Raw genomic sequence first — 15,694 nt, 5'->3', positions numbered from 1 at the left:
ATGGCGGCATGGAAATGCCGAGGAATGACCGGTCGCAGGAGCATCCGCAGGTCCTTGTCGTGGGCCAGGACGGAATGGCTATCGGCGGCGGTGCCAGTGACGACGAGTCGCGCGAGGTCCCGGTGACAGAAATGGTGGAACAGCCCGCGAAGGTCATGCGCATCGGCAGCATGATCAAGCAGCTTCTGGAAGAGGTCAGGGCGGCTCCTCTCGACGAGGCGAGCCGGGTCAGGCTCAAGGAGATCCACGCCAGTTCCGTGAAGGAGCTGGAGGACGGTCTGGCCCCCGAACTGGTCGAGGAGTTGGAGCGGCTCTCCCTGCCGTTCACCGATGAGTCGGTGCCCTCAGAGGCCGAGTTGCGGATCGCGCAGGCCCAGCTCGTGGGCTGGCTGGAAGGCCTCTTCCACGGCATCCAGACGGCGCTGTTCGCCCAGCAGATGGCGGCCCGCGCCCAGCTGGAGCAGATGCGCCGCGCGCTGCCGCCCGGGATGGGCCACGAGGACGAGGAGGGCGGCGGGGACCCGCACGGCCCGATCCGCTCGGGCCCGTATCTGTAACCCGAACCCGTATCCGCCTCTGTAGCCCCTATCAGCCCCGAAGCCGCTCATCCGCGATCCGTAGCGGTCCGAATCAGCGGTCCTTATCAGCGATCCGTGTCAGCCGTAGCGACCGAGCGGGGCCCGGCACACACCTCACGGCGTGTGCCGGGCCCCGCTCTGTGCGGTCGGCCCGCTCAGGTGCGAGACGCTGCCCAGGCCTTCGGCGCGGCGAGCAGCACCTTGCCGATGTGCGTGCTGGATTCGAGGACGCGGTGCGCCTCGGCGGCGTCCTCCATCGGCACCGTACGGTCCACGACGGGCCGGACCACCCCGCCGCCGATCAGCGGCCACACGTGCTCGCGTACGGCGGCCACGATGGCGGCCTTCTCGCCGAGCGGGCGGCCCCGCAGGGATGTGGCGGTGACGGCGGCCCGCTTGGTCAGCAGTGCGCCGAGGTTGAGCTCCCCCTTGACCCCGCCCTGGAGGCCGATGATCGCGAGGCGGCCGTTCACGGCGAGCGCCTGCACGTTCCGGTCCAGGTACTTGGCGCCGACAATGTCCAGGATGACGTCGGCCCCCGCCCCGGCGGTGTTCTCACGCAGTTCCTCGACGAAGTCCTGCTCGCGGTAGTTGATGAGGATGTCCGCGCCGAGCTCCGCGCAGCGGGCGAGCTTGTCCGGACTGCCCGCCGTGACGACGACCCGCGCGCCGACCGCCTTCGCCAGCTGGATGGCCATCGTGCCGATCCCGCTGGAACCGCCGTGGATCAACACCGTCTCGCCGGGCCGGAGGTGAGAAACCATGAACACGTTCGACCAGACCGTCGCGGTCACTTCGGGCAGCGCCGCGGCCTCCACCAGACCGACGCCCTCCGGTACGGGGAGGAGCTGGCCCACCGGTACGGCGACCTTCTCCGCGTAGCCGCCGCCCGCCAGCAGCGCGCACACCTCGTCGCCGACCGCCCATCCGTTCACCCCCGGACCGAGCGCGGCGATACGGCCCGCGCATTCCAGACCGGGGTAGGGCGAGGCACCGGGCGGCGGGTTGTAGAAGCCCTGCCGCTGGAGCACGTCGGCGCGGTTCACGGCGCTGGAGACGACTTCGACGAGGACCTCGCCCTCGCCGGGTACGGGATCGGGCACCTCGGCCCACACGAGTGCCTCGGGGCCACCGGGTTCGGGGATCGTGATCGCATGCATGGCCGCGAGGCTACTCCCGCCGCGCTCGCTCCAGCGGCACCTGCCCTGCCGCGGACCGGTCCGGCAGGCAGGTTGCTCAGGGGCGCTGGTGCGGGGGCATCGGGTCATACGGCACCGAAGCCGAACTGGGGCTCACCCGCACGATGGTGATGACCCGGTCCGTCAACTGCAACGGGCTGGCCGCCGGATCGTCGTAACCGATCAGCCGGTGCCCGCGCAGCACGCTGACGACCAGGTCGTCGACCTCCCGCACACTCTTGCCCACCTCTGCCTTTATGACCGGCCGTTCGATCAGGTCGAGGCCACTGCCCTGCTGGATCAGGTCCTCCATCACGGTGCCCGCGCTCGGGCTGAGGACGGAGAGGCCCAGCAGCCGTCCGGCGGCGCTGGCACTGGTGATCACGGCGTCGGCACCGGACTGCCGGAGCAGCGGCGCGTTCTCCTCCTCGCGGACGGCTGCCACGATCTTCGCCCGGCGGTTCAGCTGGCGTGCCGTCAGAGCCACCAGAACGGCGGTGTCGTCGCGCTGGGTGGCGATGATGATCTGACGTGCCTTCTGAAGCTCGGCGCGCAGCAACACATCGCTGCGAGTGGCGTCGCCGAGCACCCCGGTGTAGCCCTCCGCGTTGGCGGCCTCGACCACCTTGGAAGCCGGATCGACGATGACGATCTGCTCCTTCGTCAGGCCGGTGGCGCGGAGAGTCAGAATCGCCGACCGGCCCTTCGTACCGAATCCGACGACGACGGTATGGTCACGCAAGTTGGCTCTCCAACGCTTCAGCCGGAAGTCCTCCCGGGTCCGTTCCGTGAGGACTTCGAGAGTGGTGCCGACCAGGATGATCAGGAATATCACGCGCAGCGGCGTCACAAGCACCACATTGATCAGCCGAGCCCCGTCGCTCTGCGGTGTGATGTCGCCGTACCCGGTGGTGGAGAGGGTGACCGTCGCGTAGTAGACCGCATCCAGCAGGTCGACCTTGCCGTCGGCGTTGTCGTTGTAGCCGTCACGGTCGAGCCAGACGATCAGCACGGTCGCGGCCAGCACGAGCAGCGCCATCAACAGGCGCTTGGCGACCTGCCGGGCCGGCCCGGAGACGACCCGGCGGGGGAGCATCACCCTCGTCGGCGCGACCAGTTCGTCAGCTCTCCTGGCCATCGCGTCATGGCCGGGAAGTTTCACGTGAAACACCCTTCCGTCCACGGCGTCGCCGGGGCCCATGGGAGATCCAGAATCTCCACCTCGGTGCCGGACCGTACCCCGCCCGGGGGCACGACGGCCAACCCGTCCGCCGCGGCGATCCCCCGCAGCATCGCGGGACCGTTGTAGCGGAGGGGGGCGACATGGTCCCGACCGCCCGCCCCGCCCGCGCGATGCACTACGGGGACGAGGCGGGTGTCCCGCGGATGCCCGGGCACCTCGGCGTGAACGAGAGCCCTGTACGCGTCCTGGTCCGGTCGGCCCGCGATGCCCGCGAGCAGCGGCTCGGCGAGCGTCAGCAGCCCCGACACGGCCGCGAGCGGATTGCCGGGCAGCCCAACCAGGTAGGGCCCGTCCGGCCGTAGATACGGATGCGGCCCGTCCTGCTGTGAACACGTCCCGTCCTGCCGCGTGTACGGCCCGTCCTGCCGCGAGTATGTCCCGTCCGGCTGTCCGGAAGCAGGCAATCGCGCCAGCAGCATGGGGTGGCCGGGGCGTACGGCCACCCCGTCGACCAGCAGCTCCGCCCCAAGGCCGTCGAGAACGACGTGCACATGGTCGACCGGGCCGGCGGCGGTGCCGCCGGTGGTGACGATCACGTCGGCGTCGGAGGCGATGATCGCCTCCCGCAGCGCCCCGGCGTCGTCCCCGAGGCGGACGGGCCCGGAGACCTCGGCGCCCAGGGCCCGCAGCCAGGGGCCGAGCATGGGCCCGAGGGCGTCGCGGATCAGCCCGTCATGCGGCAGCCCGGCGGCAAGCAACTCGTCGCCGAGGACGAGGATGTCGACGCGTGGCCGGGGGACGACGGGCAGCGCGTCATACCCGGCGGCGGCGGCGAGCCCGAGCACGGCCGGGGTCACGACGGTCCCGGCCGGGACGAGTTGCTCGCCGGAACGGCACTCCTGGCCCCGGGGCCGGATGTCCTGGCCGGTGACGACGGGCCGCCGGCCATGCAGCAGCCCCTTGGCCTCGTCGGCGTGGGCGTGCTCGCTCCGAATGACCGCCGTGGTGTCGGGCGGGACACGGGCGCCGGTGGCGATCCGTACGGCGTTTCCGTCGGACAGCGCGGAGGGCTCGCGGCGCCCGGCGAGGAGCCCCGCCCCGGACTCGTACGCCCACGGTCCCGGTCCGGCGACCGCCCAGCCGTCCATCGCCGAGGTGTCGAAGGACGGCAGGTCGGTGAGCGCGCCGAGCGCCTCGGCGAGCACGTGCCCTAGCGCGCGGTCGAGCGGCAGCCGGATGACGGCACCCGGTCCTCCCCGCCCCGCCCGGGCGGCAACCGCCCGCGCCCGCTCCCAGGGGAGGGGCGGGGCGTGGAGCTCGGGGGCGCGGGGTCCGGGGCCGAGGGTGCCGTCGCTGGGACTGCCGTTGGAGTTGGTGTGGGGGTCGTCGGCGGTGCTGCCCCCAGTGCTTCCGCTGATGCTGCCGCTGGGGCCATTGCCCAGGCCACCTCTGGAACCGCTGCCAGGACCGTCGCTCATTCCTCTGCTCGGTTCCGTGCCTAGGTCCCTGCCGAGGTCGCTACCTAGGTCCTTGCCCAGATCCCTGCTTGGATCCCTGCCCGGGTCTCTGCCCGGGTCCCTGGCCGGGTCTCTGCCCGGGTCCCCGGCCTGATCCCTGCCCGGGTCCCAACCGCCCCCGCCGACCAGGGCGAGGGCCTGCTCGACGGCCTGCTCCTCCGCAGCACGTGCGAGGTCGCTCCCGGATCCGGCGGCGGAGAAGTCGCGGCCGGACTCGGGGCCGGGCGAGTGGGGAGCGGTCATGGCGTCCCGGCCCCTTCGCCGCCCGAATCCGCTTCCGCTTCCCAGCGCAGCGCAAGGGCGGTGACCTTGCGGGCGGCGTCCGCGACCGCAGCGGCGGCCGCTTCCGGCCCCGCGTCGGCGCTCGCCCTGGCTGCCGCGTATCCGACCAGGAAGGTCGTGAGCGGGGCGGCGGGGCGGGCGACTCCGTGCGCGGCGTCACGGGCGAGGTCGAGCAGGACACCGGTGTCGACGTCGAGTTCGATTCCGAGTTCGTTCTTGACCGAGGTGATCCATTCGTCCAGCACGGCCCCATGCTCCCTGATCCGGGCCCGGGCGGCGGCGATGTCGTCCCAAGTGTCGCAGTCGAACGCGGCGTGTGGTCCGGCATCGACTCGGGCCAGATCCAGCTCCGCGGTCAGCAGCCGCAGCGGGAGCCCGGCGAGGCTGCCGTGCTCGGTGGCGATGAGTGCCAGCTCCCGGCGGAGCGGCTCGGCGCGATAGGCGGCCACGAGCGGCTGGTCGCGCCCGTCGGGGTCGGTGCACAGGGCGCCTTCCCGGCCCCCCTCTTCGGCTGCGGCGAGCAGCGCCTCGACCGTGCCCGCGCCCAGGAACGGCAGGTCGGCGGAGAGGACGAGGACGCGCTCGGCCGTCGTCAGCCGCAACCCCGCGCCGAGCGCCGCCAACGGGCCGCCTCCCTGGGGTACTTCCCGCGTCCAGGTGACCGGCCGGGCGGTGGGCCGCCGACCGCCGACCACGACCGTGGCACCCGCCCCGGCGCAGGCCGCGAGGACCCGGTCGAGCAGCGCCCGGCCCCCCACCCGGACTGCCGGCTTGTCGGCGCCGCCGAGCCGCTTCGCGGCCCCGCCGGCGAGGACGATCACGTCATAGGCGGTCATGCGTCGAGTATGGGCGGCGCCGGTGGCCGACGCCCCCTCCGGGGTGGCTGACAAGGCCGGGCCCGGAGGGGGCGTCCGCACGCCGACCGGCTCTACACAGTGCGCAGCAGCACCGCAGGCTGCTCCACGCAGTCCGCCACGTAGCGGAGGAAGCCACCCGCCGTTCCACCGTCGCACACCCGGTGGTCGAAGGTGAGCGAAAGCTGGACGACTTGACGCACGGCCAGCTCGCCGTTGTGCACCCAGGGCTTGGGCATGATCCGGCCCACCCCTAGCATCGCCGCTTCCGGGTGGTTGATGATCGGCGTGGAACCGTCGACCCCGAACACCCCGTAGTTGTTCAGCGTGAACGTACCGCCCGTCAGCTGCGACGGGCTGAGCTTCCCGGTCCGCGCCAGCTCGGTCAGCCGGGCGATCTCCGCCCCGATCGACTCGGCGTTGCGGGTGTGCGCGTCCCGGACGACCGGAACGACGAGGCCCCGTTCGGTCTGGGCCGCGAACCCGAGGTGCACCCCGGAGAGCCGGACGATCTCCCGGGCCTCCGTGTCCACGGTGGAGTTGAGCTCCGGGAACCGGGCCAGCGCGGCCGTGCAGATCCTCGCCAGCAGGGCCAAAACCGACACCTTCGGCCCGGCGGACGGGCCCGTCGCCGCGTTCATCGCGGCCCTGACCGCCATCAGTTCGGTGGCGTCCGCGTCCACCCAGCAGGTGGCGTCCGGGATCTCGCTCCGGCTCCGCGACAGCTTGTCGGCGACCGCTCCCCGCACCCCGCGCAGCGGAATCCGCTCGGTGGCCGGGGCGGTCGATGCCCCCGCACCCGCGAGGACCGGGGAAGCGTGGGACGCGGCCGCGCTCGCGACAGCCGCCCCTGCCGCCGTACGGGTCGCGGCTCGCGCGGTCTCCTCCGCCCGGCTGATCGCGGCGTCCACGTCGGCCCGCAGGATCAGCCCGTCGGGGCCGGAGCCCGCCAGGCGTCGCAGATCGATGTCGTGCTGCCGGGCCAGTCGGCGTACAAGTGGGGAAACCACCGCCACGGGCCCCTGCCGGTCCGCCGCGTCCGGCTGACCCCGCTCGACACCGTCGACCACGGGCGCGGTCACGGCCGGAGCCGGGGCCGGAATCGAGGCTGGAGCCTGAGCCGGAGCTGGAGCCGGTACGGAGGTGGCAGAACCATGAGCAGGGCCAGGAGCAGAACCATGGGCGGAGCCATGAGCAGACAGGCCACCGGCGGCAGAGCCCCGGGCGGATGTCAGCCCGCCCGGCCGGATGCGCCGACGCCGGGCGGCCGGTGCGCCCGTGCCGTATCCCACGAGCACGTTCCCCGACCCGTCCGAGGGCTCCGGGGCGGCGGAACCGGAAGACGGGGACGAACCGTCGGCGGCCGCCCCGCCCCCGGCGCCCGCAGGACCGGAGGAGGCCGCTCCGGGGGAGGCGGGGCACGAGGTCTCCGACCCTTCCGGCGCTCCGACCGCGACCGTCAGCAAGGGCGCCCCGACCGGGAGTTCCGTCCCTTCCTCACCGAAGCGGGCCGTCACCACGCCTCCGTAGGGGCACGGCACCTCCACCATGGCCTTGGCCGTCTCGACCTCCACGACTGGCTGGTCGATCGCGACGACATCGCCGACCTCCACCAGCCAACGCACGATTTCCGCCTCGGTCAGACCCTCGCCTAGGTCCGGCAGCTTGAATTCGAGCACCTGGGCCATCAGCTGTCCGCCTCCCACTGCAACCGGGCCACCGCATCGAGCACCCGGTCGACCCCCGGCAGATGGTGCCGCTCCAGCATGGGCGGCGGGTAGGGGATGTCGAACCCGGCCACCCTCAGCACCGGAGCCTCCAGGTGGTGGAAGCAGCGCTCGGTGATCCGGGCCGCGATCTCCCCGCCGGGCCCGCCGAAGCCGGACGACTCATGGACGACGACCGCGCGCCCGGTGCGTCGCACCGACGCGGCCACCGTCTCGTCGTCGAACGGCACCAGCGAGCGCAGGTCCACCACTTCGAGGTCCCAGCCCTCGGCGACCGCCGCTTCGGCCGCCTCCATGCAGACCGGCAGGGAGGGCCCGTACGTGATCAGCGTGGCGCTGCGCCCGGGGCGGCGGACGACGGCCCTGCCGATCGGCTCGACCGCTGCGGGGGCCTCGGGCGACCAGTCGGACTTGGACCAGTAGAGCCGCTTCGGCTCCAGGAAGACCACCGGGTCGTCCGAGGCGATCGACGCACGCAGCAGCCCGTACGCGTCCCCGACCGTGGCCGGTGTGACGACGTGCAGGCCGGGCGTGGCCATGTAGTACGCCTCGGAGGAGTCGCTGTGGTGCTCGACCCCGCCGATCCCGCCGCCATACGGCACCCGCACGGTGATGGGGAGCGGCATGGCTCCCCCAGTGCGGTTGCGCATCTTGGCGACATGGCTGATCAGCTGCTCGAAAGCCGGGTAGGCGAAGGCGTCGAACTGCATCTCCACCACGGGACGCAGCCCGTACATCGCCATGCCGACGGCCGCGCCCAGAATGCCCGCCTCGGCGAGCGGGGTGTCGGTGCACCGCTCGTCGCCGAACTCCTTCGCCAGCCCGTCGGTGATCCGGAAGACCCCGCCGAGCGTGCCCACGTCCTCACCGAGCACATGGACGGTGGGGTCCTCGGACATGGAGTCCCGCAGCGCGCGCCCGAGAGCCTGCGCCATGCTGGCCGGTTTGGCCTTCGCCGTACTTCCGTCGGCGGTCGCTGCCGCGGTGGTCATCGTCCCGCCTCCGCGCTGTGCTCGTGGTGGTCGTGCTCGGCGTCCAGCTCGGCGCGCAGGGCGGCGGACTGCTCCCGGAGCTGGCTGGTCTGCTCGGCGTACACATGGGTGAAGAGATCCATCGGCTCCAGCACCGGATCGGCGTTCATCCGGTCGCGCAGCGCGGCCGCCATGCGCTCGGCCGCCTCCCGCGCCTGTTCGATGCCCGCGTCGTCGAGCAGTCCGCGATCGGTCAGCTCCCGCTCCAGCAGCTGCACCGGGTCATGTGCCCGCCAGGCCTCGACCTCGCTGTCGGCCCGGTAGCGCGTGGCGTCATCGGCGTTGGTGTGGGCCTCCATGCGGTAGGTGAGGGCCTCGACCAAGGTCGGGCCCTCACCGCGCCGGGCCCGGGCCACCGCCTCGCCGAGCACCTGGTGCACGGCGGCGGCGTCGTTGCCGTCGACGAGGCGGCCCGGCATCCCGTATCCGACGGCCTTGTGGGCGAGGGAGGGGGCGGCGGTCTGCTTGGCCAGCGGCACGGAGATCGCGAAGCCGTTGTTCTGTACGAGGAAGACGACCGGGGCCTTCCAGACCGCCGCGAAGTTCAGCGCCTCGTGGAAGTCGCCCTCGCTGGTGCCGCCGTCGCCGACCATGGCGAGAGCCACCACGTCGTCGCCCTTGAGCCGGGCCGCGTGCGCCAGCCCCACGGCGTGCGGAAGCTGGGTGGCGAGCGGGGTGCACAGCGGGGCGATGCGGTGCTCGCGCGGGTCATAGCCGGTGTGCCGGTCGCCGCGCAGCAGGGTCAGGGCCTCGACCGGGTCGAGGCCGCGGGCGACGGCCGCCAGGGTGTCGCGGTAGCTGGGGAAGAGCCAGTCGCGGTCCTCCAGGACCAGGGCGGCGGCGACCTCACACGCCTCCTGGCCGGTGCTCGACGGATAGACGGCCAGGCGGCCCTGCTTGGTCAGCGCGGTGGCCTGGGCGTTGTACCGGCGGCCCCGGACCAGCTCGGCGTGGAGCCGGAGCAGCAGCTCGGGATCGACGTCGGCCACCACGTCCGTACCGAGCACGCGGTAGGGCTCCGGGTCCGGGAGCAGCGGGGCGGGGTCGGTGATCGGCTTCCAGGCCGGGGGCGGCGTGGGCCGGTGGGCGGCCGCGCCGGGCAGCTCTTGGACCGTCATGAGAAGCACCTCCTGGCATCGAGGGGATCGAGGGGTGTCGATCGGGAGTGTCGAGAGGGAGCGGGATGGCGAGATATCGAGGAATGGGCGAGGCACGAGTGTGGTGTGTCTCACCTACCGATTGTTCGGTCGCGAGCGCATTTTGGCTACAGGCACCGCCAGCCTGTGGACAAACGGTTCTCCACAGCCTGGGATAGAGGCAAGTCGTCCACAACAGGGAGGCGCGGGCAGATGGCCGCTGAACAAATGGCCGACAGGGGTGAGGACCCCGGCCAGGTCGAACCCGGGGTGCCGCCGTCGGTTCCGCCCCCGGCTCCCTCCCCGGCCCCGCCCCCGGTTCCGCCCGCGCGGCCGCTGGACACCATCGACCGCGACATCCTGCGCATCCTCCAGACGGACGGCCGCGCCTCGATACGGTCGGTCGCCGAACGGGTCCACGTCTCGCGTGCCAACGCCTACGCCCGTATCAACCGGCTCGTCGAGGACGGCGTGATCCGCGGCTTCGGCGCCCGGGTCGACCATGAGCGGGCGGGGCAGGGCGCGTCCGCGTACATCACGCTCAAGATCGTGCAGAACTCCTGGCGCACCGTGCGCGAGCAGCTCCAGGCGCTGCCCGGGGCCACCCATATCGCTCTGGTCAGCGGCGACTTCGACGTCCTGCTGCTGGTGCACACACCGGACAACCGGGCGCTGCGCGAGCTGGTCCTCACCCGCATCCAGTCCATCCCCGAGGTGCTCTCGACGCGCACGCTGCTGGTGTTCGAGGAGACGGACCTCGACCCCCTCCCGGACCGTCCGACAGAGCTGAGCTGAGCTGCACTAGAGCTGAGCCGGGCTGAGCTCCACTGAAGCTGAGCCGAGCCGAGCCGAGCCGGGCTGCACTGAGGCCGAGCCGAGCTGAGCCGGGCTGCACTGAGGCCGAGCCGAGCTGAGCCGGGCTGCACTGAAGCTGAGGAGGGCTGCACCGAACACCCCGCGCACGTCGGGGCGCTCAACGGCCGTTGGCCCGCATCCCCTCGAAGGCCAGCTGGACCACCGTGTCGGCAAGCTGGTCCTCGCCCGGAAAACCGCCGGGCTGCGGGCGATACCACTCGACCAGCGAGTTCACCATGCCGAACAGCAGCCGGGTCGCCAGCCGTATGTCCACGTCCGCCCGGAGGTCCCCGTCGGCCACCGCGGCCTGGAGCAGCTCGGAGACCCGCTGGTCGAACTCGCGCCGCCGCTCCAGCGCCCAGCGCTCGGTCTTCGTGTTGCCGCGCACCCGCAGCAGCAGCGTGACGTAGGGCACCTCGGCCATCAGCACCTCAACCGTGCGCCGCGTGACGTACTCGACCCGCTCGATCGCGCGCCCGCGCAGCGCCCCCGGCTCGTCGAGGATCCCGAAGAGCCCGTCGAGCGCCCGGCTGACGGCTCGCCGCAGCAGCTCCTCCTTGCCCGCCACATGGTGGTAGATGGAGGATTTCGAGATGCCCGCAGCCCGGGAGAGATGCTCCATGGACGTGCCGTCGTAGCCGCGCTCGTTGAAGACTCGGACGGCGACGGTGAGCAGGGTCTCCGGGGTGTACGTGTCCCGCTTGGCCGTGGTCATGTCCGCGATCCTCCCCCATGAGTTGTCCACAGGTTTCCTGGGGCCCCTTGTCCCGACCGATCGTTCGGTTACTCTAACTCCGTCCGTACGTTCCTGCCCGGCTCGATGAGGAGTTGGTCCGCCATGGCCGCCGTGCTCACCCCCCAGCAGCTGTCCGAGACCCACCGGCCCACGCTCGACCAGGCCCTCGACGCGATCAGTACCCGCGCGTACTGGTCGCCGCACCCCGAGCACCCGAAGGCGTACGGCGAGGGCGGCGCACCGGGCAGTCTCGGGGCGGCCGAGGGCAAGGCAGCGTTCGACGCGGTGCTGAACACCCGGCTCGACCTCGCGCAGCCCGGCACCGACGGCTGGGCGGGCGGCGAGATCTCGCCGTACGGGCCGGAGCTCGGCGTCGAGTATCCGCACGCAGACCTGGATGTCCTGCTTCCCGCGATGAAGGCCGGCATGGCCGCCTGGCGGGCCGCCGGTCCGGAGGTCCGGGCCCTGGTCTGTCTGGAGATCCTGTCGCGGATCAGCGCCCGCACCCACGAGCTGGCCCACGCGGTGATGCACACCAGCGGCCAGGCCTTCATGATGGCGTTCCAGGCAGGCGGGCCACACGCCCAGGACCGCGGTCTGGAGGCCGTGGCGTACGCCTACCGGGAGCAGGTCCGCACCCCTGAGACCGCCGACTGGGCCAAGCCGCAGGGCAAGCGCGATCCGCTGAAGCTGCACAAGTCGTTCATCACGTCCGGCCGCGGCATCTCGCTGCTCATCGGCTGCAACACGTTCCCCACGTGGAACGGCTATCCCGGCCTCTTCGCCTCCCTCGCCACGGGCAACCCGGTGCTGGTCAAGCCGCACCCGCGCGCCGTGCTCCCGCTGGCCCTCACGGTGTCCATCGCCCGCGAGGTGCTGGTCGAGGCGGGCTTCGACCCGAATCTGGTCGCACTGGCCGCCGAGCGGCCCGGTGAGGGCATCGCCAAGACCCTGGCGGTCCGCCCCGAGATCCGGATCATCGACTACACCGGCTCCACCGCCTTCGGCGACTGGCTGGAGGACAACGCCCGCCAGGCCCAGGTCTACACGGAGAAGGCCGGCGTCAACACGATCGTCGTCGATTCCACCGACGACTACCGGGGCATGCTCGCCAATCTGGCGTTCTCGCTCTCCCTGTACAGCGGCCAGATGTGCACCACACCGCAGAATCTCCTGATCCCCTGGGACGGCATCGCCACGGACGACGGCACCAAGTCCTACGACGACGTGGTCACCGACATCGCGGCCGCTGTCACCGGCCTGCTCGGCGACGACGCCCGCGCCGCCGCCCTGCTCGGCGCGCTGGTCAACCCGGACGTGAAGGCCCGGGTGGAGGCGGCCGGTGAGCTGGGCGAGGTGGCTCTGGCCTCACGTACGGTCGCGAACGCCGAGTTCCCCGACGCGGTCGTACGTACGCCGGTCCTCGTCAAGCTCGACGGGACCAAGACCGACGACAGCGCGGCGTACCTCTCGGAATGCTTCGGTCCGGTGTCCTTCGCGGTAGCGGTCGAGTCGACGTCCGCCGCCCTGGATCTGCTCCGCCGCACGATCCGTGACAAGGGCGCCATGACGGTCGGCGCGTACACCACGTCCCCCGAGGTGGAGCGCGGCATCGAGGACGTCTGCCTGGACGAGTCGGCTCAGCTCTCGCTGAACCTGACCGGAGGGGTCTACGTCAACCAGACCGCGGCCTTCTCCGACTTCCACGGCTCCGGCGGCAACCCCGCCGCGAACGCGGCCCTGTGCGACGGAGCCTTCGTCGCCAACCGCTTCCGCGTGGTGGAGGTGCGCCGCCAGGCGTAGCTAGCGGGTGTACCGAGGGTCGGGGACATCGGCGTAGCGCTGCACCCACGCGTGCATCGCGATCGCTGCCGCGGCCCCCGCGTTGATGGACCGGGTCGAGCCGAACTGGGCGATCGAGCACACCATCGTGGCGTGGTTGCGTGCCTCCTCGGTCAGACCGGGCCCCTCCTGCCCGAACAACAGGACGCACCGGCGGGGCAGCTCGGTGCGCTCCAGCGGTACGGCGCCGGGGAGGTTGTCGATCCCGATGATCGGCAGCCCCTCGGCCGCCGCCCACGCGGTCAGGTCCGCCGTGTCGGGGTGGTGGCGCACATGCTGGTAGCGGTCGGTGACCATGGCGCCGCGCCGGTTCCAGCGCCGACGACCCACGATGTGGATCTCCTTCGCCAGGAAGGCGTTGGCGGTCCGGACGACGGAACCGATGTTGAAGTCGTGGCCCCAGTTCTCCACGGCCACATGGAAGTCGTGCCGACGCAGGTCGAGGTCGGCGACGATCGCCTCGCGCGTCCAGTAGCGGTACGCGTCGCCGACGTTGCGCCGGTCTCCGTGGGCCAGCAGCTCGGGGTCGTAACGCTCGTCCTCGGGCCACGGCAGCGGATGCGGCCCGACGCCGATCTCCTGCCCGTACCCGTCGTCGTACTGGAGAGGCTCCGCGGGTTCTGCGTGCGGGACGGACTCCGGGGGTTCTGCTTGCTGGTCGGGCTCTACGGGCTCTGCCGCGGGCCTTGGGGTTCTGCCGATCTCACTGCTCACCCGACGAGCGTATGGCCCCCACCGCCACCGTGGAGCCGGGGCTCCTCCGTACCGCCGGGGCCGCCCTTGCCCGGCCCGGCCCCCTCGGCGTCCGGCGGCCCGTCCGCAGCGCCGGGCGCCCGGGGCGTTGCGGCTGCCCGGCCCGGCAGCCGGGAGAACAGCCGCTGCCTGCCGAGGGCGGCCCGTCCCCCCAGCCACACGAGGAAGGCGGTCGGCAGGAACACCGCGTCGGCAGCGATCATCGCCATAGAGAAGAACGGCAGCCCGAGCAGCAGGGCGATCCCCGCGTGCTCGCAGATCATCACGGCCAGCAGGACGTTCTTGACCCGCCGGTTGAACAGCGTGAACGGAAAGGCGACCTGGACGATGACCGTGCCGTACGTCAGCACCATCACCATCAGCCCGCTGGAGGCCAGGATGTCCGACAGGGCGGGCCACGGAGTGAAGTAGTCGAGCTTGAGCGGGTAGTAGAGCGCGGTGCCGTCCTGCCAGCGCGAGCCCTGGATCTTGTACCAGCCGGCGGTCGCGTAGATCAGGCAGACCTCGGCCATGATCACGGCGAGCGTGGCGTTGTGCGCGAGGTTGGCCAGCACATCGAGCAGGGCGCGGGGCTCGCCGTGCGGCGCGTAGCGGTTCACGGCCCACCAGGCGGCGGCGGAGAGCCAGACCGTCCACAGCAGGGTGGGAAGCCACCAGGTGCCGCCGAACCCGCCCATCAGGGTGGCGATCACCAGGACGGGGCCGAGGGCCGCCCACAGGACCGGCCCCGCGATGTCGCGTACGGGCGGCAGTCCCGCCGCCGCACGCTCCAGGTTCCGCGCCGCGCGCCGGGCGTCCAGCGACCAGACCCGGGCGCAGCGCGTCAGCACCAGGTAGATCGCCATGAGGTGGACGACGTTGTCGCCGCCGTCGCCCATGAAGATGCTGCGGTTCTGCACGGAGAGCACGCCGACCATGAAGAGGACGGACATGGTCCGGGTGCGCCACCCGAGAAGCAGTCCCACTGCGGACAGCAGGGTCAGGACGTACACGGCCTCGAACCAGAGCGTGCTGTCGGTCCACATGAGGACGGAGAAGGCGCCGTTGCCGTCCGTGAGCTGGCGGGCCAGATCCCAGCGCCACGGGCTGTCGGGCCCGTACAGCTCATGGCGGTGCGGCAACTCGCGCAGCAGGAAGAAGAGGTAGGTGGCCGCGAACCCGATCCGGACGACGGCGCTCTGATACGGGCCGAGGGCCGAGGCGGTGAGGCGATGGAGCGCCCGCGCGAGGACGCCGCCGGGACGGGCGGGGCCTCCAGGCTGCTGCGGGACGGAGGGCTGCGGGATGGTCACTGGTTGTCCTCCACGTCGTGCGCCGCGCCGTCGGCGGGGAGGTCGTCCGGGGTCACGGTCCACCAGGGGAGTACGCGGTAGACGGGCTTGGTGCTGATCTTCTCGGTGCTCCACGGGGGCGGGGCGACGGAGGTGGTGGCGGAGCGGAGCTGGATGCGCTCGATCGTGCCGCCGTAGTCGCGCTCGCTCAGCCGCAGCATCGCAATGCGCCGGATGTACCGCTCGGAGAGATCGCCGCGCAGGCCGTTGGGACGGTTCTCGCTGTCGTGGGAGTTGACGTAGAAGTCCCAGCCCCGGCGGAGCTCGTTCTGATGCACGTGGCTGGGGAAGAGATTGCCGCGTATCGCCTTGGCGTCCTCGTGGGTCAGGCTCATCCAACGGGTGGTACGGCGGCCGTCCGCCCCCACCACGTCGGCCCGCACATGGATGGCGACGTTCTGCTGGAGCGGGTTCGGCGCGAAGAGCTTCCAGTTCTGTTCGAACTCCGGATAGACCCAGTCGTCGATCGTTTTCCCGTGCTGCTTGGTCACCGTGTTGGACGGGCTGACGTGCAGAAAAACCATGGCCACGTGGGCGCAGGCGAGGAGCCCGATCAGGGAGAGCGCCAGGGCCGCGACCACCTGGTAGGGGAAGGAGAGCCCGGCTATGCCGTCGGCGCCCTGCTTGCCGTCGGCAGAGCTCCCGTCGTGATCCGAATCCATCCCGCCCCGCTCACCGTCGATCACAGCTC

At 71.8% G+C, this 15,694-nt stretch carries 14 protein-coding genes; 3 read left to right on the top strand and 11 right to left on the bottom strand.

Annotation, left to right across the window (positions count from 1 at the left end; genetic code table 11):
- The first annotated feature begins 8 nt into the window (after nucleotides 1-8).
- Nucleotides 9-557 (top strand): bacterial proteasome activator family protein, encoded by a 549-nt coding sequence (locus RI138_RS16460; RefSeq protein ID WP_096628849.1) that lies wholly within the window; start codon nucleotides 9-11, stop codon nucleotides 555-557.
- Between the two features lie 176 nt (nucleotides 558-733).
- Here RI138_RS16460 and RI138_RS16455 read toward each other — a convergent pair whose 3' ends face one another.
- The 7 genes from RI138_RS16455 to pdhA form a co-directional block, all read right to left on the bottom strand.
- Nucleotides 734-1,738, bottom strand: coding sequence for an NAD(P)H-quinone oxidoreductase (locus RI138_RS16455; RefSeq protein ID WP_311120532.1), 1,005 nt, complete (start codon nucleotides 1,736-1,738; stop codon nucleotides 734-736).
- A 76-nt stretch (nucleotides 1,739-1,814) separates the two neighbouring features.
- Nucleotides 1,815-2,957 carry a potassium channel family protein gene (locus RI138_RS16450; RefSeq protein WP_311120531.1) on the bottom strand — a complete coding sequence of 381 codons (1,143 nt, stop codon included), beginning with the start codon at nucleotides 2,955-2,957 and terminating at the stop codon, nucleotides 1,815-1,817.
- On the bottom strand, nucleotides 2,915-4,699 hold the full coding sequence (locus tag RI138_RS16445; RefSeq protein WP_311120530.1) for a molybdopterin molybdotransferase MoeA: 1,785 nt from the start codon (nucleotides 4,697-4,699) through the stop codon (nucleotides 2,915-2,917). Before RI138_RS16445 ends, RI138_RS16450 begins: the two co-directional genes overlap by 43 nt.
- The gene (locus tag RI138_RS16440) at nucleotides 4,696-5,574 is read right to left on the bottom strand and encodes an NTP transferase domain-containing protein (RefSeq protein WP_311120529.1); all 879 of its coding nucleotides are present in this window, start codon (nucleotides 5,572-5,574) and stop codon (nucleotides 4,696-4,698) included. Before RI138_RS16440 ends, RI138_RS16445 begins: the two co-directional genes overlap by 4 nt.
- A gap of 92 nt (nucleotides 5,575-5,666) precedes the next feature.
- Complete coding sequence (locus tag RI138_RS16435; RefSeq protein ID WP_311120528.1) at nucleotides 5,667-7,280, bottom strand: dihydrolipoamide acetyltransferase family protein; 1,614 nt, start codon at nucleotides 7,278-7,280, stop codon at nucleotides 5,667-5,669.
- Nucleotides 7,280-8,311 (bottom strand): alpha-ketoacid dehydrogenase subunit beta, encoded by a 1,032-nt coding sequence (locus RI138_RS16430; protein WP_311120527.1) that lies wholly within the window; start codon nucleotides 8,309-8,311, stop codon nucleotides 7,280-7,282. The genes RI138_RS16435 and RI138_RS16430 overlap by 1 nt, the downstream gene beginning before the upstream one ends.
- A complete protein-coding gene (pdhA, locus tag RI138_RS16425) occupies nucleotides 8,308-9,468 on the bottom strand; it encodes a pyruvate dehydrogenase (acetyl-transferring) E1 component subunit alpha (protein WP_311120526.1) in 1,161 nt (386 codons plus the stop codon). The genes RI138_RS16430 and pdhA overlap by 4 nt, the downstream gene beginning before the upstream one ends.
- Before the next feature lie 231 nt (nucleotides 9,469-9,699).
- On the opposite strand from pdhA, the gene RI138_RS16420 reads away from it, so the two are divergent.
- Nucleotides 9,700-10,281, top strand: coding sequence for an Lrp/AsnC family transcriptional regulator (locus RI138_RS16420; protein WP_311120525.1), 582 nt, complete (start codon nucleotides 9,700-9,702; stop codon nucleotides 10,279-10,281).
- A 178-nt stretch (nucleotides 10,282-10,459) separates the two neighbouring features.
- Here the strand turns inward: RI138_RS16420 and RI138_RS16415 are convergent, their stop codons facing one another.
- Entirely contained in the window at nucleotides 10,460-11,056 is a 597-nt protein-coding gene (locus RI138_RS16415; protein ID WP_096628864.1) for a TetR/AcrR family transcriptional regulator, read from the bottom strand.
- Between the two features lie 123 nt (nucleotides 11,057-11,179).
- Between RI138_RS16415 and paaN the strand changes: the two genes are divergently transcribed.
- Complete coding sequence (gene paaN / locus RI138_RS16410) at nucleotides 11,180-12,880, top strand: phenylacetic acid degradation protein PaaN (protein ID WP_311120524.1); 1,701 nt, start codon at nucleotides 11,180-11,182, stop codon at nucleotides 12,878-12,880.
- Here paaN and RI138_RS16405 read toward each other — a convergent pair whose 3' ends face one another.
- From RI138_RS16405 to RI138_RS16395, 3 genes are read right to left on the bottom strand one after another with little or no spacing between them, the layout of a single operon-like run.
- Nucleotides 12,881-13,633 (bottom strand): TrmH family RNA methyltransferase, encoded by a 753-nt coding sequence (locus RI138_RS16405; RefSeq protein ID WP_311120523.1) that lies wholly within the window; start codon nucleotides 13,631-13,633, stop codon nucleotides 12,881-12,883.
- The gene (locus RI138_RS16400; RefSeq protein WP_398863110.1) at nucleotides 13,630-14,964 is read right to left on the bottom strand and encodes an HTTM domain-containing protein; all 1,335 of its coding nucleotides are present in this window, start codon (nucleotides 14,962-14,964) and stop codon (nucleotides 13,630-13,632) included. The genes RI138_RS16405 and RI138_RS16400 overlap by 4 nt, the downstream gene beginning before the upstream one ends.
- Entirely contained in the window at nucleotides 14,961-15,665 is a 705-nt protein-coding gene (locus RI138_RS16395; protein WP_311120522.1) for a DUF5819 family protein, read from the bottom strand. Before RI138_RS16395 ends, RI138_RS16400 begins: the two co-directional genes overlap by 4 nt.
- Nucleotides 15,666-15,694: the final 29 nt, after the last annotated feature.

The organism is Streptomyces durocortorensis (assembly GCF_031760065.1).
Classification (GTDB): Bacteria; Actinomycetota; Actinomycetes; order Streptomycetales; family Streptomycetaceae; genus Streptomyces.
Note: the sequence above shows the minus strand (reverse complement) of the source record. Positions and strands in the feature narration are given on the sequence as shown.